20 protein-coding genes are annotated in these 26,074 nt (G+C 63.2%); 10 read left to right on the top strand and 10 right to left on the bottom strand.

The window, feature by feature from the left end; genetic code table 11:
• The first annotated feature begins 101 nt into the window (after positions 1–101).
• From ACFOKJ_RS06670 to rplI, 9 genes are all read left to right on the top strand, one after another.
• The gene (locus ACFOKJ_RS06670; protein WP_390277721.1) at positions 102–3,320 is read left to right on the top strand and encodes a sensor domain-containing protein; all 3,219 of its coding nucleotides are present in this window, start codon (positions 102–104) and stop codon (positions 3,318–3,320) included.
• Positions 3,321–3,583: 263 nt separating this feature from the next.
• Positions 3,584–4,330 carry a 23S rRNA (guanosine(2251)-2'-O)-methyltransferase RlmB gene (gene rlmB, locus ACFOKJ_RS06675; RefSeq protein ID WP_390277722.1) on the top strand — a complete coding sequence of 249 codons (747 nt, stop codon included), beginning with the start codon at positions 3,584–3,586 and terminating at the stop codon, positions 4,328–4,330.
• 133 nt (positions 4,331–4,463) lie between these two features.
• A complete protein-coding gene (locus ACFOKJ_RS06680) occupies positions 4,464–5,978 on the top strand; it encodes a multicopper oxidase family protein (RefSeq protein WP_390277724.1) in 1,515 nt (504 codons plus the stop codon).
• A gap of 5 nt (positions 5,979–5,983) precedes the next feature.
• The gene (locus ACFOKJ_RS06685) at positions 5,984–6,286 is read left to right on the top strand and encodes a metal-sensitive transcriptional regulator (RefSeq protein ID WP_390277726.1); all 303 of its coding nucleotides are present in this window, start codon (positions 5,984–5,986) and stop codon (positions 6,284–6,286) included.
• A gap of 25 nt (positions 6,287–6,311) precedes the next feature.
• Positions 6,312–6,518 (top strand): heavy-metal-associated domain-containing protein, encoded by a 207-nt coding sequence (locus ACFOKJ_RS06690; protein ID WP_390277728.1) that lies wholly within the window; start codon positions 6,312–6,314, stop codon positions 6,516–6,518.
• Positions 6,519–6,664: 146 nt separating this feature from the next.
• Positions 6,665–7,033, top strand: coding sequence for a 30S ribosomal protein S6 (gene rpsF, locus ACFOKJ_RS06695; RefSeq protein ID WP_386093886.1), 369 nt, complete (start codon positions 6,665–6,667; stop codon positions 7,031–7,033).
• A gap of 17 nt (positions 7,034–7,050) precedes the next feature.
• A complete protein-coding gene (priB, locus tag ACFOKJ_RS06700) occupies positions 7,051–7,350 on the top strand; it encodes a primosomal replication protein N (protein WP_390277731.1) in 300 nt (99 codons plus the stop codon).
• Between the two features lie 4 nt (positions 7,351–7,354).
• A complete protein-coding gene (gene rpsR / locus ACFOKJ_RS06705) occupies positions 7,355–7,582 on the top strand; it encodes a 30S ribosomal protein S18 (protein WP_088966962.1) in 228 nt (75 codons plus the stop codon).
• A gap of 23 nt (positions 7,583–7,605) precedes the next feature.
• Positions 7,606–8,055, top strand: coding sequence for a 50S ribosomal protein L9 (gene rplI / locus ACFOKJ_RS06710; RefSeq protein ID WP_390277734.1), 450 nt, complete (start codon positions 7,606–7,608; stop codon positions 8,053–8,055).
• 205 nt (positions 8,056–8,260) lie between these two features.
• On the opposite strand, the gene ACFOKJ_RS06715 is transcribed toward rplI, so the two are convergent.
• The 9 genes from ACFOKJ_RS06715 to ACFOKJ_RS06755 all read right to left on the bottom strand — a co-directional run bounded on the left by ACFOKJ_RS06715 (position 8,261) and on the right by ACFOKJ_RS06755 (position 21,381).
• Complete coding sequence (locus ACFOKJ_RS06715) at positions 8,261–9,931, bottom strand: SulP family inorganic anion transporter (RefSeq protein ID WP_390277736.1); 1,671 nt, start codon at positions 9,929–9,931, stop codon at positions 8,261–8,263.
• A 102-nt stretch (positions 9,932–10,033) separates the two neighbouring features.
• Positions 10,034–11,263, bottom strand: a complete 1,230-nt coding sequence (locus ACFOKJ_RS06720) for an anion transporter (protein WP_390277738.1) — start codon at positions 11,261–11,263, stop codon at positions 10,034–10,036.
• A 36-nt stretch (positions 11,264–11,299) separates the two neighbouring features.
• Positions 11,300–11,911: a LysE family translocator gene (locus ACFOKJ_RS06725; protein ID WP_390277740.1), complete on the bottom strand. Its 612-nt coding sequence runs from the start codon at positions 11,909–11,911 to the stop codon at positions 11,300–11,302.
• 140 nt (positions 11,912–12,051) lie between these two features.
• Entirely contained in the window at positions 12,052–15,501 is a 3,450-nt protein-coding gene (gene dnaE / locus ACFOKJ_RS06730; RefSeq protein WP_390277742.1) for a DNA polymerase III subunit alpha, read from the bottom strand.
• Positions 15,502–15,595: 94 nt separating this feature from the next.
• Positions 15,596–15,841 (bottom strand): PhaM family polyhydroxyalkanoate granule multifunctional regulatory protein, encoded by a 246-nt coding sequence (locus ACFOKJ_RS06735; protein ID WP_390277744.1) that lies wholly within the window; start codon positions 15,839–15,841, stop codon positions 15,596–15,598.
• Between the two features lie 130 nt (positions 15,842–15,971).
• Entirely contained in the window at positions 15,972–18,248 is a 2,277-nt protein-coding gene (locus ACFOKJ_RS06740; protein ID WP_390277746.1) for an NADP-dependent malic enzyme, read from the bottom strand.
• A gap of 141 nt (positions 18,249–18,389) precedes the next feature.
• The gene (locus ACFOKJ_RS06745; RefSeq protein ID WP_390277749.1) at positions 18,390–19,673 is read right to left on the bottom strand and encodes a TRAP transporter large permease; all 1,284 of its coding nucleotides are present in this window, start codon (positions 19,671–19,673) and stop codon (positions 18,390–18,392) included.
• Positions 19,670–20,284: a TRAP transporter small permease gene (locus ACFOKJ_RS06750; RefSeq protein WP_390277752.1), complete on the bottom strand. Its 615-nt coding sequence runs from the start codon at positions 20,282–20,284 to the stop codon at positions 19,670–19,672. The genes ACFOKJ_RS06745 and ACFOKJ_RS06750 overlap by 4 nt, the downstream gene beginning before the upstream one ends.
• Before the next feature lie 98 nt (positions 20,285–20,382).
• The gene (locus tag ACFOKJ_RS06755) at positions 20,383–21,381 is read right to left on the bottom strand and encodes a TRAP transporter substrate-binding protein (RefSeq protein ID WP_390277754.1); all 999 of its coding nucleotides are present in this window, start codon (positions 21,379–21,381) and stop codon (positions 20,383–20,385) included.
• Between the two features lie 349 nt (positions 21,382–21,730).
• Here ACFOKJ_RS06755 and ACFOKJ_RS06760 point away from each other — a divergent pair, with 349 nt between their 5' ends.
• Positions 21,731–24,019, top strand: a complete 2,289-nt coding sequence (locus tag ACFOKJ_RS06760; RefSeq protein WP_390277756.1) for a PAS domain S-box protein — start codon at positions 21,731–21,733, stop codon at positions 24,017–24,019.
• Between the two features lie 237 nt (positions 24,020–24,256).
• Here the strand turns inward: ACFOKJ_RS06760 and nadB are convergent, their stop codons facing one another.
• Entirely contained in the window at positions 24,257–25,840 is a 1,584-nt protein-coding gene (gene nadB / locus ACFOKJ_RS06765; RefSeq protein WP_390277758.1) for an L-aspartate oxidase, read from the bottom strand.
• Positions 25,841–26,074: the final 234 nt, after the last annotated feature.

The raw sequence follows: 26,074 nt of genomic DNA on the forward strand, positions 1-26,074 counted from the left end.
CAACACAACTTCCGGCCGCTTACCCGTGTCATGCCCTGTACAAGCTTGCCTGCTGCGGCCCGCAGCCGGGGCGCGGGTGACTTTTTTTCATGCGGGGAGACGTGGACAAATCCACTGCCAGCGCGCTTGGCGCGCTATTTCTGTTTGCTGGGGGCATGCTGCTGTGGCCGGGAGACTGGCAGCAGGCCTTGTTACCGGCTGCCTTCATCGCCCATGCCGCCATGGCCTGGCGTTTTGCCGCTGGCCGTTTCAAGGTGGTGTGGTGGTGGGGCGCGCCCGCCGCCGTTGCCGCGCTGCTCAGCATGCCGCTGCAGCCGGCCTTGCTGTGGTTGCTGTCCTGCGGCGTGATGCTGCTGGGGCTGCATATCGTGCTGCCCGATAGCCGTTTCCGTCTGGATTCCCTGTCATCGCTGGCCCGGCTGCTGCTGCGCCTGGCCTTGCCGGCATTGCTGGTAACGGTGTTGCTGCTGCCCTTGCTGGATGCTGTCGCGGCGATACGCGGCTTCGTGCTGCTGTGGCTGTCGCTGTCGCTGCTGGTGCCGCTGCTGTATGCCGGCTTCCCCGCCGCGCAGCAGCGGCGCGAGCTGCTGCTGATGCTGTGTGCGGCGGCCACGCTGGCTGCCGGTATGTGGGGCCTGGGGCTGGATGACAGCGCGCGTATCAGCCAGCTGGTGCTGCTGCCGCTACTGTTCCTGGGCGCCATCCGTGCCGGCCTGGTCGGGGTCGCCACGGTAGGTTCTCTCTATCTGCTGCTGTTTTCACTGCCGGCGCTGTGGCACGGCGGCATGTGGGGGGCCGCGGCGAGTCTGGCCGATAGCGTTGGCCTGCTGCTGTTCGGCGCGCTGGCGCAGGCGGTGGCGGTATTCGGCGAAGGTTATCGCCGCCGCGAACGGCTGCTGCAGGATGTGCAGGCCCGCTTTGAGTCACTGCTGAACCAGAGCACCAGCCTGATGACGCTGAAGGATCTGGATGGCCGCTACCTGCTGGTGAACCTGAACTTTGCCCGCCTGCTGGGGCTGGCTCCTCAGGCGTTCAAGGGCCGCAGTGCCAGCGAGCTGTTTGCCAGCAGCGAGGCCGCGCTGATCAACAGCCACGATCAGCAGGTGCTGCGCAGCCTGGAATCGCGCCAGTTCGAACAGACCATTACCGTGGATGGCCAGCAATACCTGATGCTGTCCAGCGTGTTTCCGCTGTTTGATAGCGATGGCCTGCCGTCCGGCGTGGGCAGCATTTCGGTGGACATCAGCCAGCGCGCCGAGGAAGAGCGGCAGCGCCAGGAGGCGATGGACAAATACCGCGCGGTGGTGGAGCAGTCGCTGGTGGGCATCTACATCCTGCAGCACGAGCAGCTGGTGTACGTGAACCCGAAACTGGCGGCGATGGTCGGTTACCCGACGGAAGAGGTGCTGGGTCGTCCGATCGAGGAGTTGTTGATCAGCGGTGAGGACGAGCGCATCCGGGTGCAGATCCGCCGTCGCATCCGCGACAACATCCCGGTAATGCACTACACCACCCGGCTGCGGCACCGTGCCGGCGACGCGGTGGATGTGGAAATTCACAGCCGGCTGATCGACTACCACGGCGACAAGGCCATCATCGGCGTGGTGATGGATATCTCCGACCGCGTTGCGGCCAACGCCGAGCTGCGGCTGGCTGCCACGGTGTTCGACAACGCCACCGAAGGCATTCTGGTAACCGACGACGAAGGTCGCATCGTGATGGTGAACCAGGCGTTCACCCGCATTACCGGTTTTGCGCCCGAACAGGCCATCGGCCGCGTATCGCGCATGCTGCGGGTGGCCAACCGCGAGCGCAATCGTGCGCTGCAGGAGGCGCTGGCCGGCGAGGGGCACTGGAAGGGCGAGATGTTCGACCGCCGCCTGTGCGGCGAGCCGTACACCGCCGAGCTGTCCATCAGCGCGGTACGCGACCATCTGGGCAAGCTGTCGCATTACGTGGGGGTGTTCTCCGACATCACCGGCCGCAAGCAGGCGGAAGACCGGCTGCAGTTCCTGGCCAGCCACGACCCGCTGACCCGGCTGCCCAACCGCAGTGCGCTGATCGAGGCCATCGACAACGCCATTATCAGCGCCGAGGAATGCGAGCCGATGCTGGCGCTGATGTTTATCGACCTGGACCGCTTCAAGCTGATTAACGACTCCTTCGGCCACCAGGCCGGCGACGAGGTGTTGCACGAAATCGCCACGCGGCTGACGCAGTCCACCGAGCGCTTTGGCCTGGTGGCACGCCTCGGCGGCGACGAATTCACCCTGCTGGTGCGCGACTTCGAAGGCCACGAGTGCCTGGCGCGCATGGCCGAGGCGGTGCTGGCGGCGCTGGCGCGGCCGATCCATATCGAAGGCCACGAGGTGTTCGTAAGCGGCAGTATTGGTATCAGCGTGTTTCCCAACGATGGCGTGGATGCCACCTCGCTGCTGAAGAATGCCGACGCCGCCATGTACCGCGCCAAGGAAGCCGGCAAGAACACCTACCAGTTCTTCGATGCGCAGATGAATGCGCAGACCTTCGAGCGCCTGCTGATGGAAAGCGGCCTGCGCCAGGGGCTGGAGCGGCAGGAGTTCGAGTTGCATTATCAGCCGCAGGTGTCCTGCGACGGCCGGCTGGAGGGGGTGGAGGCACTGCTGCGCTGGCGTCACCCGCAGCTGGGGCTGGTGCCGCCGGGGCGTTTCATCCCGCTGGCGGAAGAAACCGGGCTGATCAAGCCGATAGGCGCCTGGGTGCTGCGCGAGGCCTGTCACCAGATGGTGGCCTGGGACAAGCTGGGCTTCAGCGTGCCGCGGCTGGCGGTGAACCTGTCCGCGCGGCAGTTCGAGCAGCACACCCTGCTGCACGAGGTGAACGATGTGCTGGCGGTTACCGGGCTGGCCGCCTCGCGGCTGGAGCTGGAAATCACCGAAAGCATGCTGATGCAGAACCCGCAGGAAGCGGTATCGCTGCTGGGCGAACTCAAGGCACTGGGGGTGAAGCTGTCGGTCGACGACTTCGGCACCGGCTATTCCTCGCTGTCCACCCTCAAGCGCTACCCGCTGGATTACCTCAAGGTGGATCGCTCCTTCGTGGAAGGGCTGCCGGACGACGAGGACAGTGCCGCCATTACCGAGGCCATCATCGCCATGGCACGCAAGCTCAAGTTCACGGTGATTGCCGAAGGGGTGGAAACCGCCGCGCAGAGCGCCTTCCTCGCCAATGCCGGCTGCGCCATCCTGCAAGGCTACTACTACAGCCGCCCGCTACCGGTGGCGGAACTGCAGCGCTGGTTGGCCGCACGGCAGCCAGCCTTGGCTGAGATGGCGCGTTAGCGCCTGTTTGTGATTTTTTTGCCATTGCGCTGGCTTGGCAAATGGCCGGATGCCAGGCGGACGGTGCAGGCCTTAGTCGTTCTAAGGCCAAGCCGGCCAACGCAGCAGATGGGCGTTTGCCGGGCCAGCCCTTCGGGGCCGGGTTCGGCAGGCATCTTAGGCGCGGCACGATTTCTGCGAGCACCCGGCCGCAGCCGCAAAAAGATCATAAACAGGCGCTTAGCAGGTAGAATGCGCGGCTATTCGATTGATGGCGGTGCCCCATGAGCAACAAGAAACTGATCCACGGCTTCCATGCCGTCAATGCCCGCCTGTGGCAGAACCCGAAAAGCGTGCTGGAAGTGTTTCTGGCCGGCGGCCGCCAGGATGCTCGCGCGCAGGCGGTGCTGGACAAGGCCGCCGGCGAGGGCGTGAAGTCGCATATCGTCGACAAGGAACGCCTGGACAGCATGACCGGCAAGGCGCGCCACCAGGGTGTGGTGGCGATGATCGACGCCAACCAGAACTTCGTTACCCTGGAAGACGTGCTGGACAACCTGTCCGAGCCGCCGCTGCTGCTGATCCTGGATGGTGTGACCGACCCGCACAACCTGGGCGCCTGCCTGCGCGTGGCCGATGCCATGGGCGCGCACGCGGTGATCGCCCCCAAGGATCGCTCCGCCACGCTGAACGCCACCGTGTCCAAGGTAGCCTGCGGCGCCGCCGAGGTGGTGCCCTACATCACCGTGACCAACCTGGCGCGCACCCTGCGCGACCTGAAGGATGCCGGGGTCTGGATTGCCGGCACCACCATGGAAGCGGATACCGACCTGTACCACTTCGACGCCGCTGGCCCGCTGGCCTGGGTGATGGGGGCGGAAGGCGAGGGCATGCGTCGCCTGACCCGCGAACACTGCGACGTGCTGGTGTCGATCCCGATGTTCGGCACCGTGGAAAGCCTCAACGTGTCGGTATCCTCCGGCATGGTGCTGTCCGAGAGCCGCCGCCAGCGGGTGCTGAAGGCAGGCTGAGCTAGCACTGCACGTCTCGGCAGACTGGCCGCAACATGCTGTTGCGGCCAATTTTTTTGCAGCTGCAAGCACGATTGTCTTTATACCCTTGTGGGGTATATGATGGCGTGGATCCATATATCAGGAGTGCAGTATGCAACGTCGCGATTTCCTGCAGTTGGCCGCAGCCGGCAGTGCCGCCTGGCTGGCCCCCAAGGCGCTGGCCGACGAGTTTCCGATGGTGGTGGCCGGTAGCGATCACGCCGCAATGGGGCATCAGATGCCGACGCCGCTGGCGGCTGCTCCCGTGGGTGGGCCGCTGCCGCCGCTGCCGTCCGGTGAGCACTTGCCGGCGTTGCCGCTGCTGGCCAACCAGGCACAGGAAGCCGGGCGCTTTGTTGCCGCGCTGGAAGCCGCGCCGCTGCAAGCCGCGCTGTGGGGCGATGGCCGCCAGACCGCATTCTGGGCCTATAACGCCAGTCTGCCTGGGCCGTTGATCGAGCTGTGGGAGGGCGACCAGCTGGAGATCAGCTTCAGTAACCGGCTATCGCAGCCCTCCACCATCCACTGGCACGGCCTGCCGGTGCCGGCCGAGCAGGATGGCAACCCGCATGACCCGGTGCCGCCCGGCGCGCAACGCCAGTACCGCTTCACGCTGCCTGCCGGTAGCGCCGGCACCTACTGGTACCACCCGCATCCGCATGGCCACACCGCCGAGCAGGCATTTCGCGGTCTGGCCGGTGCGCTGATCGTGCGCAGCAGGAACGACCCGCTGCGCCACCTGCCGGAGCAGCATCTGCTGTTCTCCGACCTGAAGCTGGACGCCGATGGCCAGGTGGCGGCCAACAATATGGCCGACCTGCATGATGGCCGCGAAGGGCAGTATGTGCTGATCAACGGCGCCTGGCAGCCGATGATTCCACTGGCGCAGGGCGAGCGTCAGCGCTGGCGGCTGTGGAATGCCACCAGCAGCCGCATTCTCAAGCTGGCGCTGCCAGCGCACGAGGTGCAGCTGGTTGGCACCGACGGCGGCCTGCTGGCGGCGCCGCAAACCATCGACAGCCTGTTGCTGTCACCGGGCGAGCGTGCCGAGCTGGTGGTGACCGGCCGCTTCCGCGACGGGGTGCCGGCCGGCTTGATCAGCCAGCCTTACCGCCGCGGCAAGATGATGCATGCCGAGCAGCAGCAGGACGAGGTGCTGGCCGGGGTGATGCAGCACGGCATGCGGCCAACCCAGGCGCTGCCGGCCACGCTGCGGCCCATCGCGCCGCTTGGGGCGCCTGGCTACCGTCGCCGTATCGAGTTCAGTGAAAACATGGCAGACATGTCGGCCATGTTCCTGATCAACGGCCGCCGCTACGACATGAACCGCATCGATGGTAGCGGCAAGGTTGGCCGCATCGAGGAGTGGGAGCTGGTAGGCAATGCACACATGGATCACCCCTTCCACCTGCACGGCACCCAGTTCCAGGTGCTGGCACGTACCGTGGACGGTCTGTGGGAGGACGAGCCGTACCTGGCCTGGCGCGACGTGGTGAACGTAGCCGCCGGCCAGTCGGTGCGCATCCGCTTCGTGCAGCAGCTGCCTGGCCTGCGCATGTTCCACTGCCACATCCTGGAGCACGAAGACCAGGGCATGATGGCGCAGATCGATTTTCTGGCGGAGTAAACGGCATGAGCGAACAACATGACGACTGCTGCAGCCCCAAGCGGGTGGAACAGCCGGACAAGGCCGCGCTGCTGAAACGGCTGGCGCGGCTGGAAGGGCAGGTGCGCGGCGTGGCCGGCATGATAGAGAGCGACCGCTACTGCGTGGACGTACTCACTCAGATCGCCGCCGCCCGCTCGGCACTGGACGCGGTGGCGCAGCAGCTGCTGGAAAACCACCTGCACGGCTGCGTGGCGCGCGCGGTGCAGCAGGGCGACAGCGAGCAGGCAATTGCCGAAGTGATGCAGTTATTGAAGAAGATGCGCTGATCGGCGCAGCGAAAGGAGCAGCAATATGAGCCAGCAAGTACTGAAAGTGGACGGCATGACCTGCGGCGGTTGTGCCAACGGAGTGAAGAACGCGCTGCTGGCGGTGGCCGGCGTACAGGCGGTAAGCGTGGATCTGGCCAGCAAGGCCGTTACCGTGGACTACCAGGGCGAGGCGCAAGTGGCAGCGTGGCAGCAGGCCATAGAGAGTGCCGGTTTTGAGCTGATCGACTGATTTGCCACAGCGGTATTGGCGGAGTTGGCCGCAAGCGGCGGATATGTTTGCCTGCTTGCGGCCAACTGCGTATAATCCGCTGGTTTTAACCCTTGCCCTCCGGCTATCGCGCATGACGGGGGGCTTTATAGCCACAAGGAGTTCACATGCGGCACTACGAAATCGTGTTCATCGTCCATCCGGATCAGAGCGAACAGGTTGGCGCCATGGTTGAGCGTTACAAGGGCATGGTCCTGAACGCCAACGGCATCATCCATCGCCTGGAAGACTGGGGCCGTCGTCAGCTGGCCTACCCGATCCAGAAGGTTCACAAAGCTCACTACGTTCTGATGAACGTTGAGTGCGCTCCGGAAACCCTGGCCGAGATCGAGCACGCCTTCAAATTCAACGACGCCGTACTGCGTCACCTGACCATCAAGATGAATCGTGCCATCACCGAAGCATCCCCGATGATGAAGGATGAGAAGGCGAAGAATCTGCTGGAAGGCCAAGCCGAAGCAGAAGTTTCCGCCTGATCGGCGTTACTGCATCCTTGCAGAACCGACTTGAACTGACCGCCACGGTCGAACGCGAAGACAGTCTGAGATACACCCCCGCCGGCTTGCCGGTGCTGGAAATGTGGCTCAGGCACCAGTCCCGGCAAAGCGCCGCCAACCTGGAACGCGATGTGGTCTGTGAAATACAGGCCGTGTTGCTGGGGGAAATGGCCAAGAAATTTGCCGGCAAGCTGGCAGGCAATACGGTGCAGTGCACCGGTTTTCTGAGTCAGCGCAGTCTGCGTAACACGCGGTTGGTTCTACACATCGAATACGTTGAATTTGTAAGAGGTTAATCAAATGGCTCGTCAACTCTTCAAGCGCAAGAAGTTCTGCCGCTTCACGGCAGAAGGTATCAAGGAAATCGACTACAAATCCGTTGATCTCCTGAAGGACTTCATCGCCGAAAACGGCAAAATCATCCCGGCTCGTATCACCGGCACCAAGACTGGCTACCAGCGCCAGCTGTCCGAAGCCATCAAGCGCGCGCGCTTCCTGGCCTTCCTGCCGTACACCGACCAGCACTAATCACGGGATAAGGATACGACAAGATGCAAATCATTCTGCTCGAACAAGTTGCCAACCTGGGCGTTCTGGGTGACGTTGTTAAAGTGAAGAACGGCTACGCCCGTAACTTCCTGATCCCGTCCGGCAAGGCCAAGCGTGCTACCGAAGCCAACCTGAAAGAGTTCGAAGCTCGCCGTGCCGAACTGGAAGCCAAACAGGCTGCCATCCTGGCCGATGCCAAGGTACGTGCCGAGAAGCTGGTTGACGCTTCCTTCACCATCGCACAGAAAGCCGGCGTTGACGGCCGTCTGTTCGGTTCCGTAACCAACGTTGACATCGCCGAGGCCATCACCGCTTCCGGCGTTGAAGTGAAGCGCGCCGAAGTGCGTCTGCCGAACGGCCCGCTGAAGGCCATCGGTGAGTACGACCTGGAAATCGCACTGCACCACGACGTGGTTAGCGCTGTGAAGGTAGTAGTGGTACCGGCCGTTTAATCACGGTTGTTGCTGCTTGGACAAAGCCGCCCTCGGGCGGCTTTGTTGTTTTCGGCAATCCCCCTGCGCTTGCGTAGGGGGATTGTCATGTAGAGCGGTCAGCTGCTTGCTCTGTCAGTGCAGCCAGCGCCGCACGGCCGTGCTGGAAACGGTGGCCGCCCCAGCTGCCCGATCTGCTGCGCCCTCGGGCCTGGCAGGTAAATGCTCAGCCCCATACCACGCCGCTGGTCAGCACTTCTTCCGCCCGTTGCAGCGCGGTAGTGAGATCGGGCTGGATATTGCCTACTCCCATCTCGTGCGCCAGCCGCGCATTGCGCAGCATGCTGGTTACCTCGTTGCCGGCGCCGCACAGGATAAGCGTGCGATCCTGTTCCTGCAGCCGCTGGTTCAGTGTGGACAGGGCCAGCAGGCCAGTGGTGTCCAGCATCACCAGCCGGTGCAGCTGCAGGATTACCACCCGCACGGTGGAGGGCTGGCTGGCCAGCTGGTCTATGGTGTCGGCGGCGCCGAAAAACAGCGCGCCCTCCACCCGGTAGGCGACACAGCCGGCCGGCACGCTCTTGCCGGCAATGGAGTGGCGCTCGAACAGCTGGGCATGTTCCGGGCGCAGCTGCTGCACGCTGGTACTGGCCGCCATGCGCCGGATGAACAGCACCGCCGCCATCAACAGGCCGATTTCCACCGCAATGGTCAGATCGAAGATCACCGTCAGGGCAAAGGTGACAATCAGGATGGCGGTGTCCTGCTTTGGAAACAGTGCCGCCTTGCGGATGTCCCAGTCGCCCATTTTCAGCGCTACCGCGATCAGTATCGCCGCCAGTGCCGCCAGCGGAATATATGCGGCCAACGGTGCTGCCACCAGTATTACCAGCAACAGCAGCAGCGCGTGCACGATGCCGGCCACCGGGGTCTTGCCGCCATTGCCGATATTGGTGGCGGTGCGGGCAATGGCGCCGGTGGCGGGAATGCCGCCAAAGAACGGCACCACCATATTGGCGATACCCTGGGCGATCAGTTCCTGGTTGGCGTCGTGCTTGTCGCCGGTAAGGCTGTCGGCCACCACCGCGCACAGCAGCGATTCGATGGCGCCAAGCAGGGCGATGGTGAATGCCGGCCCCAGCAGGTCGGACAGGTGCTCCAGATCGACATCCAGGCCAGTGAATGCCGGCAGCCCCTGCGGAATGCCACCGAACTTGCTGCCGATGGTTTCCAGTGGCAGCTGGAACAGGCTGACGGTAAGCGTGGCCAGCACCAGTGCGACAAAGGGGCCAGGCAGGCGGCTGTTGAAACGCTTGGGCCACAACAGGATCAGCAGCAGCGATGCTATCGATATCACCAGCGTCAGCGGGTCGAACAGCGGCAGCTGCTGGCGCAGGGTATCGATGACGGCAAAAAAGCCTGCCGGCATCTGCGCCACCGGCAGGCCGAAGAAATCCTTCAGCTGGGTGAGAAAGATCAGCACCGCAATACCGTTGGTGAAGCCGGTGATCAGCGGCATCGGAAAGAACTTGATCACCTGCCCTAGCCGCAGCAGGCCCATCAGTACCAGCATCGCGCCGGCCATGAAGGTACAGATGATCAGGTTGGCCACCCCGTACTTCATCACGATGCCGTAGATGATGACGATGAAGGCACCGGTGGGGCCGGTAACGCACAGCTTGGTACCCCCCAGCAGCGAGGCAAGAAAGCCGGCAATCACCGCGGTGAAGATGCCGGCTTGCGGCGGAACGCCGGAGGCAATGGCAAAGGCCATCGCCAGCGGCAGCGCCACGATGCCTACGGTCAGGCCGGCCATCAGATCCTGTCGGAACAGAGCCCGGTTGTAGTGACGCAGGCTGTCTATCAGTTGCGGGCGGAAGCTGGGCAGGGCGGCCATGGCGTTATCTTGTTGGTGTTATGGTGCCCAAAGACTACTGAACAAGACCGTAGCTGTTCAAGGGGTATTTGTCTGGCAAGCCGTGAGGCTTGCCGGATAGCGCTACAGTCGCAGAGCAAAAATGGCGGCGCAGATCAGCAGCGTGGCCAGGGTAACCGGGATGCCAACCCGGGCATGGCGGCGCCAGTCGATCTGTATGCCATGGCGGGCGGCAGCATCCACCACCAGGATATTGGCGATGCTGCCCACGATCAGCAGGTTGCCGGCCATGGTGCTTACCAGTGCCAGCATGCTGCCGGCCAGCTCGTGGCTGGCCACCGGTAGCAGCAGCATCACCGCCGGCACATTGGAAATGATGTTGGACAGCACGAAGGTGGCGCCGAACAGCGTCCACGGCTCGCTCAGCTGTACTCCCTGCGCCGCCAGCCAGGCCACCGCCGTCGCCGGCAGGCCGGTACCCTGCAGCGCATGGTTGACGACGAACAGCCCGGCGAACAGCACCAGCACCTCCCAGTCCACCAGCCCCAGCATGCGCGCGGAGTGCAGCTTGCGGCTCATCAGCAGCAGGCCGGCACCTGTCAGCGCCAGCTGCTCATGCGGCAGCGGCGAGAACAGGAACAGCCCCAGTAGCGCGGCGGCCACGGCCAGGCCTTTCAGGCTCTGCCAGCGGTCCAGTGCCTGTTCATCACTGCTGCGCAGCTGTGGCGTGGCCGGCAGCGGGGCGCTGCTCTGCCAGTTGCCACGGCTTTGCCAGCAGATGATCGCCCAGCAGGCAGCAAGGCCCAGCAGCACCGGCAGCATGGCTTGCTGCAGATAGCCGGCGAACGACAGCTGCAGCGTCTGGCCGATCAGGATGTTCTGCGGGTTGCCGATCAGCGTGGCGGCAGAGCCGATGTTGGCCGCACAGGCCAGCCCCAGCAGGAACGGCACCGGGTTGAGCTGGCGGCGGATGCAGGCTTCCGCCAGGATCGGCGCTACCGCCAGGCAAACGATATCGTTGCTGAACACTGCGGACAGCGCGCCAGACATCAGGATCAGCAGCCCCAGCAGCCATGGCGGCGATACCGGCAGATTGGCCATGCCGCGGGTGGCCCAGCTGTAGAAGCCACCCAGCCGCATCTGTGCCGATACCACCATGAAGGAGAACAGCAGGATCACGGTGGGCAGGTGCACAGCCGCTACCGCGTCCTGCAGGCTGACGGCATCCAGGCTGATCAGCGCGATGGCGCCCAGCAGCGCCACGCCAGTGCGGTCCAGCTGCAGAAAGGGCAGGCCGCCCAGGATCATGCCCAGGTAGACCAGGGCGAAAATGGCAAGAATGGTAGTTGTCATGCGGCTGGAGGTAGGCAGTAGCGGGAACGAAGAAGGTCAGTGGTCCAGCGCCAGCTTGGCGCCAAAACCGATAAAGGCCACGCCCAGCAGGCGATCCATGCTGCGCCGCACGGTCGGCGCCTGCAGCCAGGCACTGGCGCGGGCGGCCACCAGCACCAGCAGCGCGAACCAGATCACCCCTTCCAGCGCGTGAATCAGCGCCATGGCCAGGCTCATCCACAACACGCTGTCCTGCGGCTGCAGAAACTGCGGCAGAAAGGTGAGATAGAACAGCCCTACCTTGGGATTGAGCAGGTTGGTCAGCACGCCGCGCCAGAACCAGTTGCCTCCGGGTTCGCCAGCGGTGTCAGGGTTGGCCGCAGGCTCGCTGCGGCGGCGCAGCAGCTGCACTCCCAGCCATAGCAGCCAGCCAGCACCCACCACGCGCAGCAGCGTGTAGGCGGCAGCCGAGGTCTGCAGCAGCGCGCCCAGACCGCAGGCCACGATCACCCCCCAGGCCAGCACGCCGCAGCAGATGCCGATGCCGGCAGCCAGCGCGGCACGGCGGCCTTCGTTGACGGCGGTGCGCAGCACCAGCGCGGTATCGAGGCCGGGGGTGATGGTGAGCAGGGCGGCGGTGGCACTGAACAGCAGCAGCGAGGACAGCATGGCGGGGATTCCTGAGGGGGAGGGGCAGGCAATGATAACGGTTGCTGCGGCCAACGTCAGGCGGCAAGGTTGGCAGCTGGCCGTGGCAGAAACGAAAACGGCAAGCCGCAGCTTGCCGTTGTATCGCTCGGGAGGGCCGCTTACCACAGCACCTTCACGGTGTTGTCGCCCAGCCAGTCTTCCAGGGTCACCAGCAGGCTGTCGTCCAGCCGCACGCCCCATTCAGGCGGCAGCATCAGGTCGCCCTTGGCCTTGTCGTTGCGGTAACTGATGCGTACCGGGCAGCCGGCTTCCTCGCTGCGGTAGGGGGTGAGGATGTTGCGCAGCGAGGTCACGTCGTGGCTGGCCTTCATCTGGATCGCCAGGCTGCGCGCATAGCGGCTGCGCGCCTCACCCAGCTCGTACAGCTGCTCGGCGATGATGCGCAGGCCGCCGGAGAACTTGTCCTCGCTTACCTTGCCTTCCACCACCAGCACGATGTCGTCCTTGAGCTTGGTGCGGTTGGCATCCACCGCCTCGGCAAACAGGCTCACTTCCAGCTTGGCGGTGCCGTCGTCGATCTGCACGAAGGCCATCTTGCCGCGGTTACCCACCTTGGTACGGATGCCGGTGACAAAGCCGGCCAGCAGCTGCGGCTCGCGCTTGGGGCTGAGGCGGTTCAGCGGCGTCTTGATGAAGCCGCGCACTTCCTTCTCGTAGGCGGAGAACGGGTGGCCGGACAGGTAGTAGCCGATGGCGATCTTTTCTTCCGCCAGCTGCACCGCCGGGGTCCACGGCTTGCAGTCCACCATTTCCACGCTGGGCGCCACGTCGTCGCCGAACATATCGAACAGCCCGCCCTGGCTGGCGTTGGCCGCTTCCTGTTCGGCCGCGCTCATGGCGAGGCCAACGTTGGCGAACAGCTTGGCGCGATTCGGCTCGATGCTGTCGAAAGCGCCGGCGCGGATCAGCGCCTCGATTACCCGCTTGTTCACCAGCTTCTTGTCGGTGCGCTTGCAGAAGTCGAACAGGCTCACGAATTTGCCGCTTTCGTTGCGCACCGCCACGATGTGATCCACGGCCGATTCGCCGGTGCCCTTGATGGCGCCCAGCGCGTAGCGGATGTGTTTGCGGTCCACCGGCACGAAGCGGTAGAAGCTCTCGTTCACGTCCGGCGGCAGGAATTTCAGCCCGTTCTTGCTATCGATACTGTCGTCGTAGAACACCTTCAGCTGGTCGGTGTTATCCAGTTCCGACGACATGGTGGCTGCCATGAAGGCTGAAGTATGGTGCGCCTTCAGCCAGGCGGTCTGGTAGGACACCACCGCATAGGCCGCGGTGTGCGACTTGTTGAAGCCGTACTCGGCGAACTTGGCCATCAGGTCGAACAGCATCTCGGCCAGTGCCGGGTCGTAGCCTTTTTCCTTGGCACCGGCGGCAATCTTGCCACGGTGCTCGGCCATTTCCTCCGGCTTCTTCTTGCCCATCGCCCGGCGCAGCATGTCGGCGCCGCCCAGGGTGTAGCCGCCGATGATCTGCGAGATCTGCATCACCTGTTCCTGATACACGATCACGCCGTAAGTCGGGTCCAGGCAGGCCTGCAGGTCAGGGTGGAAGTAGTCCACCTCCTGCTTGCCCGCCTTACGCAGGATGAAGTCATCCACCATGCCGGAGCCCAGCGGGCCGGGGCGGTACAGCGCCAGCACCGCGATGATGTCTTCGAAACGGTCGGGCTTCAGCTTTTCCAAGAGCCGCTTCATGCCGTCCGATTCCAGCTGGAACACGCCGGTGGTGTTGGCCTGCTGCAGTACCTTGTAGGCTGCCGGGTCGGTGAATTCCAGCAGGTTGATGTCGGTGGTGAAGCTTGGGTCCAGCGCTTTGATGTAGCGCACCGCCAGATCGATAATCGTCAGGTTGCGCAGGCCCAGGAAGTCGAACTTCACCAGCCCGACCTGTTCCACGTCGTCCTTGTCCAGCATCGATACCGGTACAGCGTCTTCGCCGCTGGCCTGGTATACCGGGCAGAAGTCGGTGATCTTGCCCGGCGCGATCAGCACGCCGCCGGCGTGCATGCCGATGCCGCGGGTGAGGCCTTCCAGCTTCTTGGCCAGTTCCCACAGCTGGCGCAGTTCTTCCTCGTTTTCCAGCCGCTCGCGCAGTACCGGCTCCATTTCCACCGCGTCGTCCAGCGAGTATTGCTTGCCGGGCGCGGCGGGGATCAGCTTGGACACGCCGTCACAGAACATGTACGGCAGGTCCAGCACGCGGCCAACGTCGCGTACCACCGCCTTGGCCGCCATGGTGCCGAAGGTGGCGATTTGGCTCACCGCCTCGGCGCCGTAAGCCTGACGCACATACTCGATCACGCGGTAGCGGTTGTCCTGGCAGAAGTCGATGTCGAAGTCGGGCATCGATACCCGTTCCGGGTTCAGGAAGCGTTCGAACAGCAGCGCATAGGCCAGTGGGTCGATGTCGGTAATGCCGATGCTGTAGGCCACCAGCGAGCCGGCGCCGGAGCCTCGGCCCGGGCCTACCGGGCAGCCGTTGTTCTTCGCCCAGTTGATGAAGTCCGCCACGATCAGGAAGTAGCCGGGGAAGCCCATGTCGATGATGGTCTTGCACTCGATGGCCAGCCGCTCGTCGTAGCGCGGGCGCTCGGCGGCGCGGACTTCCGGGTCCGGGTACAGTTTTTCCAGCCGCGTCTCCAGACCTTCCCTGGACAGGTGTACCAGGTAGTCGTCCAGCGTCATGCCGTCCGGGGTGGGGAATTGCGGCAGGTAGTTCTTGCCCAGCTGAATGGTGACATTGCAGCGCTTGGCGATTTCCACCGTGTTCTGCAGCGCCTCCGGGATGTCGGCAAAGCGCGCCAGCATCTCCTCGGTGGACATGAAGTACTGGCACTCGGCAAAGTCTTTCGGCCGGCGCTTGTCGGACAGGGTATAGCCTTCGGCGATGCACACACGCGCTTCGTGCGCCTTGAAGTCGTCCGGGTCCATGAACTGGATCGGATGGGTGGCCACCACCGGCAGGCCGGTCTCGCCGGCCAGGCACAGCGTCCCCTGAACGATGTTCTCGATTTGCGGATTGTCCAGCCGCTGCACTTCCAGGTAGAAGCTGCCCGGGAACAGGCGCGACCAGTGCTCGGCACGATTCTTGGCTTCGTCCAGGTTGCCGTTGGCAATGGCGATGCCGACATCGCCCAGCTGGGCGCCGGACAAGCAAAGCAGATTGCTGTTGTCACCGTTTTCCAGCCAGCTGCGCTTGATCTCGGCACGGCCACGATGCTGGTTGTGGGTATAGGCCTCGGCCAGCAGCTCGCACAGGCGGCCATAACCGGCGCGGTTTTTTACCACCAGCAGCAGGCGGCTGGGCTTGTCCGGGTCGGCTTCGTTCTCCACCCAGATATCGCAGGACACGATGGGCTTGATGCCCTTGCCACGGCAGGCCTTGTAGAACTTGACCATGCCGAAGATGTTCATCAGGTCCGACATGCCCAGCGCCGGCATACCGTCCTTGACGGCGCGTTTTACCGCGTCGTCGAGGCGGACGATGCCGTCGGTGATGGAAAATTCGGAATGGAGGCGGAGGTGGACAAAGCGGGGTGCGTTCATCCCGCCATTGTAACGGGCGGGGGCGCGGGCGTCATGGCCGGCATGGGGCAATCCGGCATGGGTTGGCCGCATGCGGCCAACCTTTGGGAGCGACTTACTTGTCTTTGGGTTTCAGTGCCGCCAGCGCGGCCTTCTGCATTTCCAGGGTCTTGATCTGCATCGACAGCATGCCCAGGTTCATGGTGAGCCAGGTTTCTACCACCTTGAGCTCGGCTATCTTGCGGTCGACTTCTTCCTCGCTCATTGGCGGCAGGAAAGGCTGGGCGCCGGGTGGGGTGGCGGACTGCAGCAGCTGGCGGAACATGGCAAACGGGTCGGCGGGGTTGAATTCTGGATTCATGGCGGCTCTCCGGGTGGCGCCGGCTGTGCCGGCATGCAGGCTTCATCTTAGCGCATCGCTTGCGCTGCGCATCGCGGCAAATAAAAAACGGGCACCCGCAGGTGCCCGTTGTGACGATACTTGCTGCAGCTTAGTTGCCGGCCTGTGCATCTACGGCGGCCAGAGCCACCATGTTGATGATGCGGCGTACCGAGGAGATCGGGGTCAGGATGTGCACCGGCTTGGCCATGCCCATCAGGATCGGGCCGATGGTCACGCCGTCGGAGGCCGATACACGCAGCAGGTTGTAGCTGATGTTGGCGGCTTCCACGTTCGGCATTACCAGCAGGTTGGCCGCACCTTTCAGGGTGCTGTCCGGCATGGCCTGCTGGCGGATGCTTTCCACCAGCGCGGCGTCGCCCTGCATTTCACCGTCGATTTCCAGGTTCGGGTGAGCTTCCTGCACCAGTGCCAGCGCGTCGCGCATCTTGCAGGCGCCTTCCGAGTTCCAGGTACCGAAGCTGGAGTTGGACAGCAAGGCAACCTTGGGCTGGATACCGAAGCGGCGGATGGACTCCGCTGCCATTTCGGTAATGGCTGCCAGTTGTTCTGCATCCGGGTTCGGGTTCACGTAGGTGTCGGCGATGAAGATGTTGCCGGTCGGCAGGATCAGCGCGTTCATCGCGGCAGCGACTTTGTCCTCGCGGGCGTAGCCGATCACGTTCTCGATGATGTCGAAGTGCTGGCGGTACGGTCCGTAGGTGCCGCAGATCATGGCATCGGCTTCACCGCGGCGTACCATCAGCGCGCCAATCAGCGTGGTGTTGCCGATCACGCGGCGACGAGCCTGCTCCTGGGATACGCCCTTGCGCTTCATCAGCTGGTAGTAGTCCTTCCAGTAGTCGGCGTAGCGCGGGTCGGATTCGTTGTTCACCAGCTCGAAGTCGGCACCGGCTTCCAGCTTCAGACCCAGCTTCTTGATACGCTTCTCGATCACGCTCGGGCGGCCGATCAGGATCGGACGGGCCAGGCCCTGGGAGACGATTTCCTGGGTGGCGTGCAGTACGCGCTCGTCTTCGCCCTCGGCCATTACCACGCGCTTGAGCGCTTTCTTGGCCTGGGAGAATACCGGCTTCATGAACAGGTTGGTCTTGTAGACGAACTGTGCCAGCTGGTCGACGTAGGCGTCGAAGTCCTTGATCGGGCGGGTAGCCACGCCGGAATCCATGGCTGCCTTGGCCACGGCCGGGGCGATCTTCACGATCAGGCGCGGGTCGAACGGCTTCGGAATCACGTATTCCGGGCCGAAGGACAGTTCCTGGTCACCGTAGGCGGTGGCAACCACATCGTTCTGCTCGGCCATGGCCAGGTCGGCGATGGCGCGCACGGTGGCCAGCTTCATCTCTTCGTTGATGGTGGTGGCGCCTACGTCCAGCGCACCACGGAAGATGAACGGGAAGCACAGTACGTTGTTCACCTGGTTCGGGAAGTCGGAACGGCCGGTACCGATGATGGCGTCCGGACGAACTTCTTTTACCAGCGGCGGCAGGATTTCCGGCTCCGGGTTGGCCATGGCCAGAATCACCGGGTAGGCGGCCATGGATTTCACCATGTCCTGAGTCACCAGCTTCGGACCGGACAGGCCCATGAAGATGTCGGCGCCAACCATGGCGTCAGCCAGTTTGCGTTGGCCGTTGTCCGGGATGGCGAAGCGCTTCTTGGATTCGTCCATCTTGTCGTCGCGGTCCTGGTAGATCACACCCTTGGAATCGCAGACGGTAACGTTTTCACGCTTCACGCCCAGGGCTACCAGCAGCTCCAGGCAGGCAATGGCGGCAGCGCCGGCGCCGGAGGCTACCACGCGCACGTTGCCGATTTCCTTGTTTACCAGGCGCAGCGAGTTCAGTACCGCGGCAGCGGCCACGATGGCGGTGCCGTGCTGGTCATCGTGGAACACCGGAATGTTCATGCGTTCGCGGCATTTCTTCTCGATGTAGAAGCATTCCGGCGCCTTGATGTCTTCCAGGTTGATGCCGCCGAAGGTCGGCTCCATCGCGCAGATGATGTCTACCAGCTTGTCCGGGTCGTTTTCGTTCAGCTCGATGTCGAACACGTCGACGCCGGCAAACTTCTTGAACAGCACGCCCTTGCCTTCCATTACCGGCTTGCCGGCCAGCGGGCCGATATTGCCCAGGCCCAGCACGGCGGTGCCGTTGGTTACCACGGCTACCAGGTTGCCGCGGGCGGTGTACTTGTAGGCGTTAAGCGGGTCTTCAACGATCGCGTCGCAAGGCGCGGCTACACCAGGCGAGTAGGCAAGGGCCAGGTCGCGCTGGGTGGCCAGCGGCTTGGTTGGGGCGACCTGGATCTTGCCCGGCTGCGGGAACTGGTGGAAATCGAGTGCGGCTTGGCGCAGTTGCTCGTCCATTCTGTTGGCTCCTGATTGTTATGTCAGAGGGTGTGGAGAGGGCAGCCATTATAAGGGCCAACCCTTGTCTAGGGCTACGATCGTGTCCGACAAAAAACGCGGTGAAAGTTTCACCGCGTTTTTGGGGCTTGCGGCCAACGCTTACATCATGCCTAGCGTGCGTGGCAGCCACAGCGAGATAGCTGGTACATAAGTCACCAGCCCCAGGAAGGCCAGCATGGTGAGCAGCCACGGCCATACCGCCACGGTGAGCTCGGTAATGCCCATCTTGGTAATGCCCGACGCCACGTACAGATTGAGGCCAACCGGCGGGTGGCACATCCCCACTTCCATGTTCACCACGATCAGGATGCCGAAGTGCACCGGGTCGATACCCAGTGCGGTGGCCACCGGGAACAGGATGGGAGCGAAGATCAGCACGATGGACGACGGCTCCATCACATTGCCGGCCAGCAGCAGGATCACGTTTACCGCCAGCAGGAAGGCTACCGGGCCCAGACCTGCATCGATCAGCCAGCTGGCCATCGCCTGCGGAATGCCTTCACTGGTCATCAGGAAGGAGAACAGCACCGCGTTGGTGATGATGTACAGCAGCATCGCCGACATGCTGGCCGAATCCAGCAGTACCTTGGGCACCTGCTTCAGCGTCATGTCCTTGTAGATGAACACGGCGACGATGAAGGCATACACCGCGGACATGGCGGCCGCTTCGGTCGGGGTGAAAATGCCGGTGTAGATACCGCCGATCACCACCACGATCAACAGCAGACCCCAGATGCTTTCGCGCAGTGCTTTCAGGCGCTGTGCCGCGCTGGCCTTGGCCAGGCGCGGATAGCCGAATTTGCGGGCGCGATACCAGGTGGTAAGGCCCAGGAAACCCGCCAGCATCAGGCCCGGGATCACCCCGGCCATGAACAGCTGGCCCACCGAAGTATTGGTGGCTACCGAGTACATCACCATCACGATGGACGGCGGGATCAGGATGCCCAGTGCGCCCGAGGTGGTGATCACGCCGGCACCGAAGCTGTTGGGAAAGCCCTGCTTGACCATGGCCGGCAGCAGGATGGAACCGATGGCCACCACGGTAGCCGGGCTGGAGCCGGACACAGCAGCAAACAGTGCGCAGGCCAGTACGCCGGCCAGGCCCAGGCCACCATGCCAGTGGCCCACCATGGACGAGGCGAAGTTGATCATCCGCCGCGCCACACCGCCGTGGGTAAGGAAGTTACCGGCCAGGATGAAGAACGGAATCGCCATGATCTCGAACTTCTCGATGCCGGTGAACAGCTTCAGCGCCACCGCCTCGATCGGCACCTCGGTCATGGTGAACAGGAAGGTAAGTACCGTCAGACCCAGCGAGATGGAAATCGGCATGCCGGTGAGCATCAGCACCAGCAGCAGCCCGAAAATGATGAGTGCGCTCATGGTTTGTCGCCTCCGTTTTTCTTGATGTCGTGCGGATGCAGGTTGTCGTCCATGGCGAACCAGTTGCTGTCGTCGGCCACGTCGTCCATGCCTTCCACATGGCTGTGGTCATGCTTGGGCAGATGGCCGGTCTTCACGAAGTTCACCAGCACCTGCAGGAAGCGGAAGCTCATCAGGTAGGAGCCGCAGGGCACTGCCAGGTAGACCAGCCACATCGGCAGCTCCAGGTCGGCCGAGGTCTGGTCGGTATGGCCGATTTCCCACACGAAGGTAGCGCCCAGGGTGCCGATGATGCCGGTGAACAGCGCGCCGGCCAGCAGGCCGATAACGATGAAGCGGCTGCGGTTGCGATCGGAAAGCTGGTTGATCAGCACATCCACGCCCACGTGGATGCCGGTGCGCACGCCATAGGCGGCGCCGAACTTGGCCATCCATACAAACAGATAGATGGTGAGTTCCTGTGCCCAGCTGGTGTGGATGTGGGCCAGATAGGGTTGAAGTGACTCGATGCCGCTGCCGTAACGGTGCACCACTGCAAAGAAGGTGATCAGTGTTGCCGCCGCCATCAGGGTTGCAATCAGCCACTCCTCGAGATGGTCGAGGAATTTCATGGTATGCCTCCAGGCAAACGGTTGGCCGCGGGCCTGCGGCCAACCCGGGATTGCAGACGCAGGCCGACCATGTGGCCAGCCTGGCTGTGCTGCGGGGCTTAGTTCGGGGTGTAGCCGGTCTGCTTGTAGATCAGCTGCACCAGGCCTTCGCCGATGCGGTCATCCATCTTCATGTGTACCGGCACCAGCGCTTTCTTGAAGGCGGCACGTTCGGCAGCGGTGGGGATGTAGACCTGGGTCTTGCCGGAGGCCTTGATCTTGGCCAGATCGTTTTCGTTTTCCTGCTGGGCGATCTGGTTGGCGTAAATGGTGGCTTCCTTCATCGCCCCGTCCAGGGTTGCGCGGATGTCAGCCGGCAGGCCGTCCCAGAATTTCTTGTTCACGATCACCGCGTAACCCAGGTAGCCATGGTTGGTCACGGTGGCGTACTTCTGCACTTCGTGCATTTTCTGGGTCAGCATGTTGGACGGCGGGTTCTCGGTGCCATCCACTACGCCGGTCTGCAGCGCCTGGTAGGTTTCGGAGAACGCCATTACCTGCGGCAGAGCGCCCAGAGTGCGCATTTCTTCCTCCAGTACCTTGGACGACTGGATGCGCATCTTCAGGCCCTTGAAGTCGGCCGGCGACTTGAGCGGCTTGTTGGCAGAGAAGATCTTGAAGCCGTTGTCCCAGTAAGCCAGGCCCTTGATGCCCTTGCTTTCCAGTTTGGACAGCAGTTGCTGGCCGATCGGGCCCTGGGTGACCTTGTGCAGCTCGTCGTAGTTGTCAAAGATGTAGGGCAGGTCGAAGACTTCGAATTCCTTGGCGCCCAGCGGGCCGAACTTGGCCAGGCTCGGGGCCAGCATCTGTACCGCGCCCAGCTGCAGCGCTTCCAGCTCTTCCTTGTCCTTGTACAGCTGGCTGTTGGGGAATACCTGCACTTGCACACGGCCCTTGGTGCGCTGCTCGGCCAGTTTCTTGAAGTATTCTGCTGCCTTGCCCTTCGGGGTGTCCTGTGCCACCACGTGGCTGAACTTGATCACGAAATCGGCGGCGTTGGCGATACCGGACATGCCCAGGGCGACACCGGCGATCAGGGCTGCGTATTTCAGTTTCATGTTGCTACTCTCCTGTGTTCTCTGTCGGGCACCTCGAAAAACTCCCGTTTTCGTTGCGATACTGCGTTGCTCACGAAAAATGTCTCCTTACATATCAAACATATGCTGCGTCGACATTTTTCGTTCGCGCCTTGTCTCGCTTAGAAACCCGGGTTTTCGCGGCGCCCTGCTGTGTAGTGTTTTCTGTGTTGTCAAACTTGCCGTGTTGGCTGGCAGTTCGCATCCTGAACACTAGAAGCTCTGTGCCGGGCGCTCTATTGGGGACTTCCGCATCAGGGTTTTCCCCACTACCGGCTGCTTGCGGGCTGCGCCAGTGTGCGCACGCCCGCTCACCACCAGAAGGATGACCATGCCGCACAAAGACCTGTCTGCCCCCAGTCAGTCGCCGCGCCGCCTGTGGCTTGGGGCGGCCGTGATCCTGATCGGGCTGCTGCTGGCATTGGCCGGGCTGTTCTGGGTGGTCTACAAGGACTGGCAGGACGAGCAGCGCGACAGCCTGATCCAGGAATTGCTGTGGCTGGACCAGAGCCTGCGGCTGCACATGGATGAGCATCAGCGCTGGCTGGACAATATGCAGGACGATCTGCCGCCGCGCACCCTGCAGCAGGGCGCCCGCTTCCTGGCAGCATCGCGCTTGCTGCAGCGCGAGAGCCGCGAGATCGTGGCGGTGCAATGGGTGGACCGCAATGGCGTGGTGGTGCTGGACAGCCTGGGGCGGCCGGCGCAGCAACTGAGCGGCATGGCCCACGATGCCTTGTGGCGGGCGGAAAAACTGGGGCGCGAAAGCTACGGCCAACCCTATATCGGGCCGGATGGCCAGTACCGTTTCGATCTGGCGGTGCCGGTGCTGGTGAATGGCTACTATGTCGGTGGCGTGCGGCTGGTGTACAGCATGAATGCGCTGCTGCAACAGCAGGTGCCGTGGTGGATCGCCTCCAAGTACCACATCAGCCTGGTGGACCTGGAGGGCCGGACGCTGGCCAGCAAGTTCGAACAGGCCCCGCCGCAGGGTACCCAGTCGCACCAGATCAGTTTCGACCCGCCGGGTTTTGGCGTGATGCTGCGTGGCATCAGCTACCGTGCCGGCATCGGCCTCACGCTGCCGGTGCTCAGTGGCTTGATCGTGCTGCTGGCGCTGGGCCTGCTGTTTCTGTTGTGGCGCATTCGCCGCCATGTGCGGCAGCGGGCGGAGGTGGAGCGTGCCTTGCAGCGCGAGATGTCGATTCGCCGCGCGGTGGAAGACAGCATGAAGAGCGGCCTGATCGCCTTCGATCGCGACGGCGTGATCCTGCGCGTCAACCGTGCCATGTGCGAGCTTACCGGGCTGGGGGCAGAACAACTGGTGGGGCAGCAGCTGCCATACAGCTTCTGGGCGCCGGAAGATCATCCGCAGCTGTTGGCCGCGATGCAGGCAATGCTGTCCGGCGAGTTGCCAGAGCACGGTTTCGAGTTGCCGTTCCGCCATTGCAATGGCGAGCGCTTCGAAGTGCGGCTGTATGCGGCGCCGTTGCTGCAGGGGGAGCGGCAGGAGGGCTGGGTGGCATCGATGTACGACATCACCGAGCTGAAGAAAAAACGGCTGGCACTGAATGCCTCGCACCAGCGCTTTCTTACCGTGCTCAACGGCCTGGACAGTGGCCTGTGCGTGGTGGATGGCGACAGCCGCCAGCTGCTGTATGCCAACCCGGCGTTTGCCGGCGGCTGGGGTGGTTTCGAGGCAGTGGGGCCATACTGCCCGCTGCTGCCGGGCATGGCGCGCGGGCTGGAGCTGCTGGCGGCCAACCTGGAATTCTCGCCGGACCGTGGCCGTAGCTGGTACCAGCTGCAATATCGCGCCATCGACTGGGTGGATGGCGAGCCGGCCTGGCTGTGCATGCTGGTGGATGTCACCGAATCGCGCGCCCGCACCGCGCGTGAACGGGCGCAGGAGGAGCGCTTCCAGACTACTTCGCGGCTCATTGCCATGGGCGAGATGGCGTCGTCGCTGGCGCACGAACTGGGCCAGCCACTTACCGCCATTTCCACCTACGCCGCCGGGCTGGCGCGCAAGCTGCCCAGCGATGCCGCCCAGCGCAACGGCGTGGGCGAGGCGGTGCAGGCGATTGCCGACCAGGCGCGACGGGCAGGGCAGATCGTCAACAGCATCCGGGCCTTCGTGAAAAAACACGCGCCGCAACTGGAATTGTGCGATCCGGATCTGGCGCTGCGTCGCGCGGTAGCGCTGGCACAGCCGATGGCCGACAAATACGGCATGCAGCTGTTGCTGGAGCCAGGGGCCGGCGGGGCGCGGGTGGAGATGGACCCGGTGCTGATCGAGCAGGTACTGCTCAATCTGGTAAAGAACGCCATCGAGGCCATGCGCGAGGCCGACTCGCCGCGGCCGTCGGTGCGGCTGCAGAGCACGGTGGGCGCGCAGTTCTGGCGGGTGGAGGTGGTGGACAACGGCCCGGGCCTGAGCGAGGAGATCCGTGGCAACCTGTTTACGCCGTTCTACTCTACCAAGCCGCAGGGCATGGGCATCGGGCTCAATATCTGCCGCTCCATCGTCGAGCATCACCGCGGCGAGTTCGGTGTTAGCGCGCCGCTGACCGGCGGCTGCGCATTCTGGTTCACGCTGCCGCTGTACCAGGGCGAGTAGGAGCCAGATAGCAAAAAAGCTTGGCCGCATGGTATGCGGCCAACCTTTGAGATTGTCACCAAGCCCAGGCGCGTAGCGAAGGGCTTGGTGGTGAAAACGGCAAGGCTGCCAATGGTGCCAATTGGCTGGAGCGGCCCGGCTTGGCCGGGTCCGGTAGAACGCGAGCAAAGTGCCTGCTCAGCAGCCTGAAGGTTGGCCGCATGGTATGCGGCCAACCTTTTTCTTTCTGCGCGGCGCTTACTGCTCCGGCGTCAGAATGGTTTCCCTGGCCTCCGGCAGCATGTCCGGGTAGTCGCGGCTGTAATGCAGACCGCGGCTTTCCTTGCGCAGCAGCGCGGAGCGCACGATCAGCTCGGCGGTCTGCACCAGGTTGCGCAGTTCGATCAGGTCGTTGGTGACGTGGAAGTTGCTGTAGTACTCGTTGATCTCTTCCGACAGCAGCTTGATGCGGTTCTGCGCGCGCTCCAGCCGCTTGTTGGTGCGCACGATGCCCACGTAGTCCCACATGGCGCGGCGCAGCTCGTCCCAGTTGTGCGAGATCACCACTTCCTCGTCGGTGTCGGTTACCTGGCTATCGTCCCAGTCCGGCATTTGCGGCTGTTTCGCCGGTTTGCTGGCCAGGATGTCGGCGGCGGCTGCCTTGCCGATGATCATGCACTCCAGCAGCGAGTTGCTGGCCAGGCGGTTGGCGCCATGCAGGCCGGTGCAGGCCACTTCACCCACCGCGTACAGCCCTTCTACATCAGTGCGGCCCTTCAGGTCGGTTACCAGGCCACCACAGGTGTAGTGTGCTGCCGGTACCACCGGAATCGGCTGCTGAGTGATGTCGATGCCCAGCTCCAGGCAATGCGCGTAGATATTGGGGAAGTGCTCCTGGATAAAGCTGGCCGGCTTGTAGGAAATATCCAGATACACGCAGTCCAGACCGTGCTTCTTCATTTCGAAGTCTATGGCACGGGCCACCACGTCGCGCGGTGCCAGCTCGGCGCGTTCGTCATGGTGCGGCATGAAACGGGTGCCATCCGGCAGGCGCAGAATGCCGCCTTCGCCACGTACCGCTTCGGAAATCAGGAACGACTTGCTGTGCGGGTGGTACAGGCAGGTGGGGTGGAACTGGATGAACTCCATGTTCCCCACCCGGCAGCCGGCGCGCCAGCCCATGGCGATACCATCACCAGTAGCAGTGTCCGGGTTGGTGGTGTACAGGTACACCTTGCCGGCTCCACCGGATGCCAGAATGGTATGGTTGGCCGCAATAGTGATGACGTGGTCGCCGATCTTGTCCAGCGCATACACGCCGAAGCAGCGCTTGCCTTCCAGCCCCAGCTTGCGCGAGGTGATCAGATCAATGGCGATGTAATCTTCCAGCAGCGTGATGTTCGGATGCGCCTTGATCTTCTGACCAAGCGTGGTGGTTACCGCAGCGCCGGTGGCATCGGCGGCATGAATGATGCGGCGGTGGCTGTGGCCGCCTTCACGCGTCAGGTGGAAGCCGGTCTGGTGGGTGTCGTCGCGGGTGAACGGCACCCCCAGGTCCACCAGCCAGTCGATCGCCTCTTTAGAGTTCTCCACGATAAAGCGCGTGGTGTCCTCATTGCACAGGCCGGCGCCAGCCACCAAGGTGTCGTGGATGTGCTCCTGTATGGAGTCACTATTGTCCAGCACCGCGGCAATGCCGCCCTGGGCGTAACTGGAGCTGCCTTCCAGCAGGTCGCGCTTGGTAATCAGGCCGACTTTCTTCTTTTCTGCCAGATGCAGTGCCAGTGTCATCCCGGCCAGGCCACTACCAATAATCAGTACATCAAATTTCAGATTTGTCATTTCCCGGTCTCCGCCTGCGCAGTGCCGATGTAGTGTGAAAACAGCGCAACAGGTTAGCAGAAGGGGCTGTGGCTGTGTGCGGCAGCTGCCATCTGCTGGCTGAAATCAATTTTCTGCTGGCGTGGGTGGCTTGCAGATCAACGACTTGTCGAATTCGTTGGTCTTTTCGTGCAATTCGCTGTTGACGCGGTTCGGGGCGATGGGTATAGTTCGCCTCCTCTGCTGACGACGACA

Source organism: Vogesella amnigena, from assembly GCF_042648905.1.
GTDB lineage: Bacteria > Pseudomonadota > Gammaproteobacteria > Burkholderiales > Chromobacteriaceae > Vogesella > Vogesella amnigena.

What these genes read in the sequence shown, in the direction of transcription:
- rlmB (WP_390277722.1), top strand. Translation starts at nt 3,584, where the DNA reads ATGAGCAACAAGAAACTGATCCACGGCTTCCATGCCGTCAATGCCCGC.
- ACFOKJ_RS06680 (WP_390277724.1), top strand. Translation starts at nt 4,464, where the DNA reads ATGCAACGTCGCGATTTCCTGCAGTTGGCCGCAGCCGGCAGTGCCGCC.
- ACFOKJ_RS06685 (WP_390277726.1), top strand. Translation starts at nt 5,984, where the DNA reads ATGAGCGAACAACATGACGACTGCTGCAGCCCCAAGCGGGTGGAACAG.
- ACFOKJ_RS06690 (WP_390277728.1), top strand. Translation starts at nt 6,312, where the DNA reads ATGAGCCAGCAAGTACTGAAAGTGGACGGCATGACCTGCGGCGGTTGT.
- rpsF (WP_386093886.1), top strand. Translation starts at nt 6,665, where the DNA reads ATGCGGCACTACGAAATCGTGTTCATCGTCCATCCGGATCAGAGCGAA.
- rpsR (WP_088966962.1), top strand. Translation starts at nt 7,355, where the DNA reads ATGGCTCGTCAACTCTTCAAGCGCAAGAAGTTCTGCCGCTTCACGGCA.
- rplI (WP_390277734.1), top strand. Translation starts at nt 7,606, where the DNA reads ATGCAAATCATTCTGCTCGAACAAGTTGCCAACCTGGGCGTTCTGGGT.
- ACFOKJ_RS06715 (WP_390277736.1), bottom strand. Translation starts at nt 9,931, where the DNA reads ATGGCCGCCCTGCCCAGCTTCCGCCCGCAACTGATAGACAGCCTGCGT.
- ACFOKJ_RS06720 (WP_390277738.1), bottom strand. Translation starts at nt 11,263, where the DNA reads ATGACAACTACCATTCTTGCCATTTTCGCCCTGGTCTACCTGGGCATG.
- ACFOKJ_RS06725 (WP_390277740.1), bottom strand. Translation starts at nt 11,911, where the DNA reads ATGCTGTCCTCGCTGCTGCTGTTCAGTGCCACCGCCGCCCTGCTCACC.
- dnaE (WP_390277742.1), bottom strand. Translation starts at nt 15,501, where the DNA reads ATGAACGCACCCCGCTTTGTCCACCTCCGCCTCCATTCCGAATTTTCC.
- ACFOKJ_RS06735 (WP_390277744.1), bottom strand. Translation starts at nt 15,841, where the DNA reads ATGAATCCAGAATTCAACCCCGCCGACCCGTTTGCCATGTTCCGCCAG.
- ACFOKJ_RS06740 (WP_390277746.1), bottom strand. Translation starts at nt 18,248, where the DNA reads ATGGACGAGCAACTGCGCCAAGCCGCACTCGATTTCCACCAGTTCCCG.
- ACFOKJ_RS06745 (WP_390277749.1), bottom strand. Translation starts at nt 19,673, where the DNA reads ATGAGCGCACTCATCATTTTCGGGCTGCTGCTGGTGCTGATGCTCACC.
- ACFOKJ_RS06750 (WP_390277752.1), bottom strand. Translation starts at nt 20,284, where the DNA reads ATGAAATTCCTCGACCATCTCGAGGAGTGGCTGATTGCAACCCTGATG.
- ACFOKJ_RS06755 (WP_390277754.1), bottom strand. Translation starts at nt 21,381, where the DNA reads ATGAAACTGAAATACGCAGCCCTGATCGCCGGTGTCGCCCTGGGCATG.
- ACFOKJ_RS06760 (WP_390277756.1), top strand. Translation starts at nt 21,731, where the DNA reads ATGCCGCACAAAGACCTGTCTGCCCCCAGTCAGTCGCCGCGCCGCCTG.
- nadB (WP_390277758.1), bottom strand. Translation starts at nt 25,840, where the DNA reads ATGACAAATCTGAAATTTGATGTACTGATTATTGGTAGTGGCCTGGCC.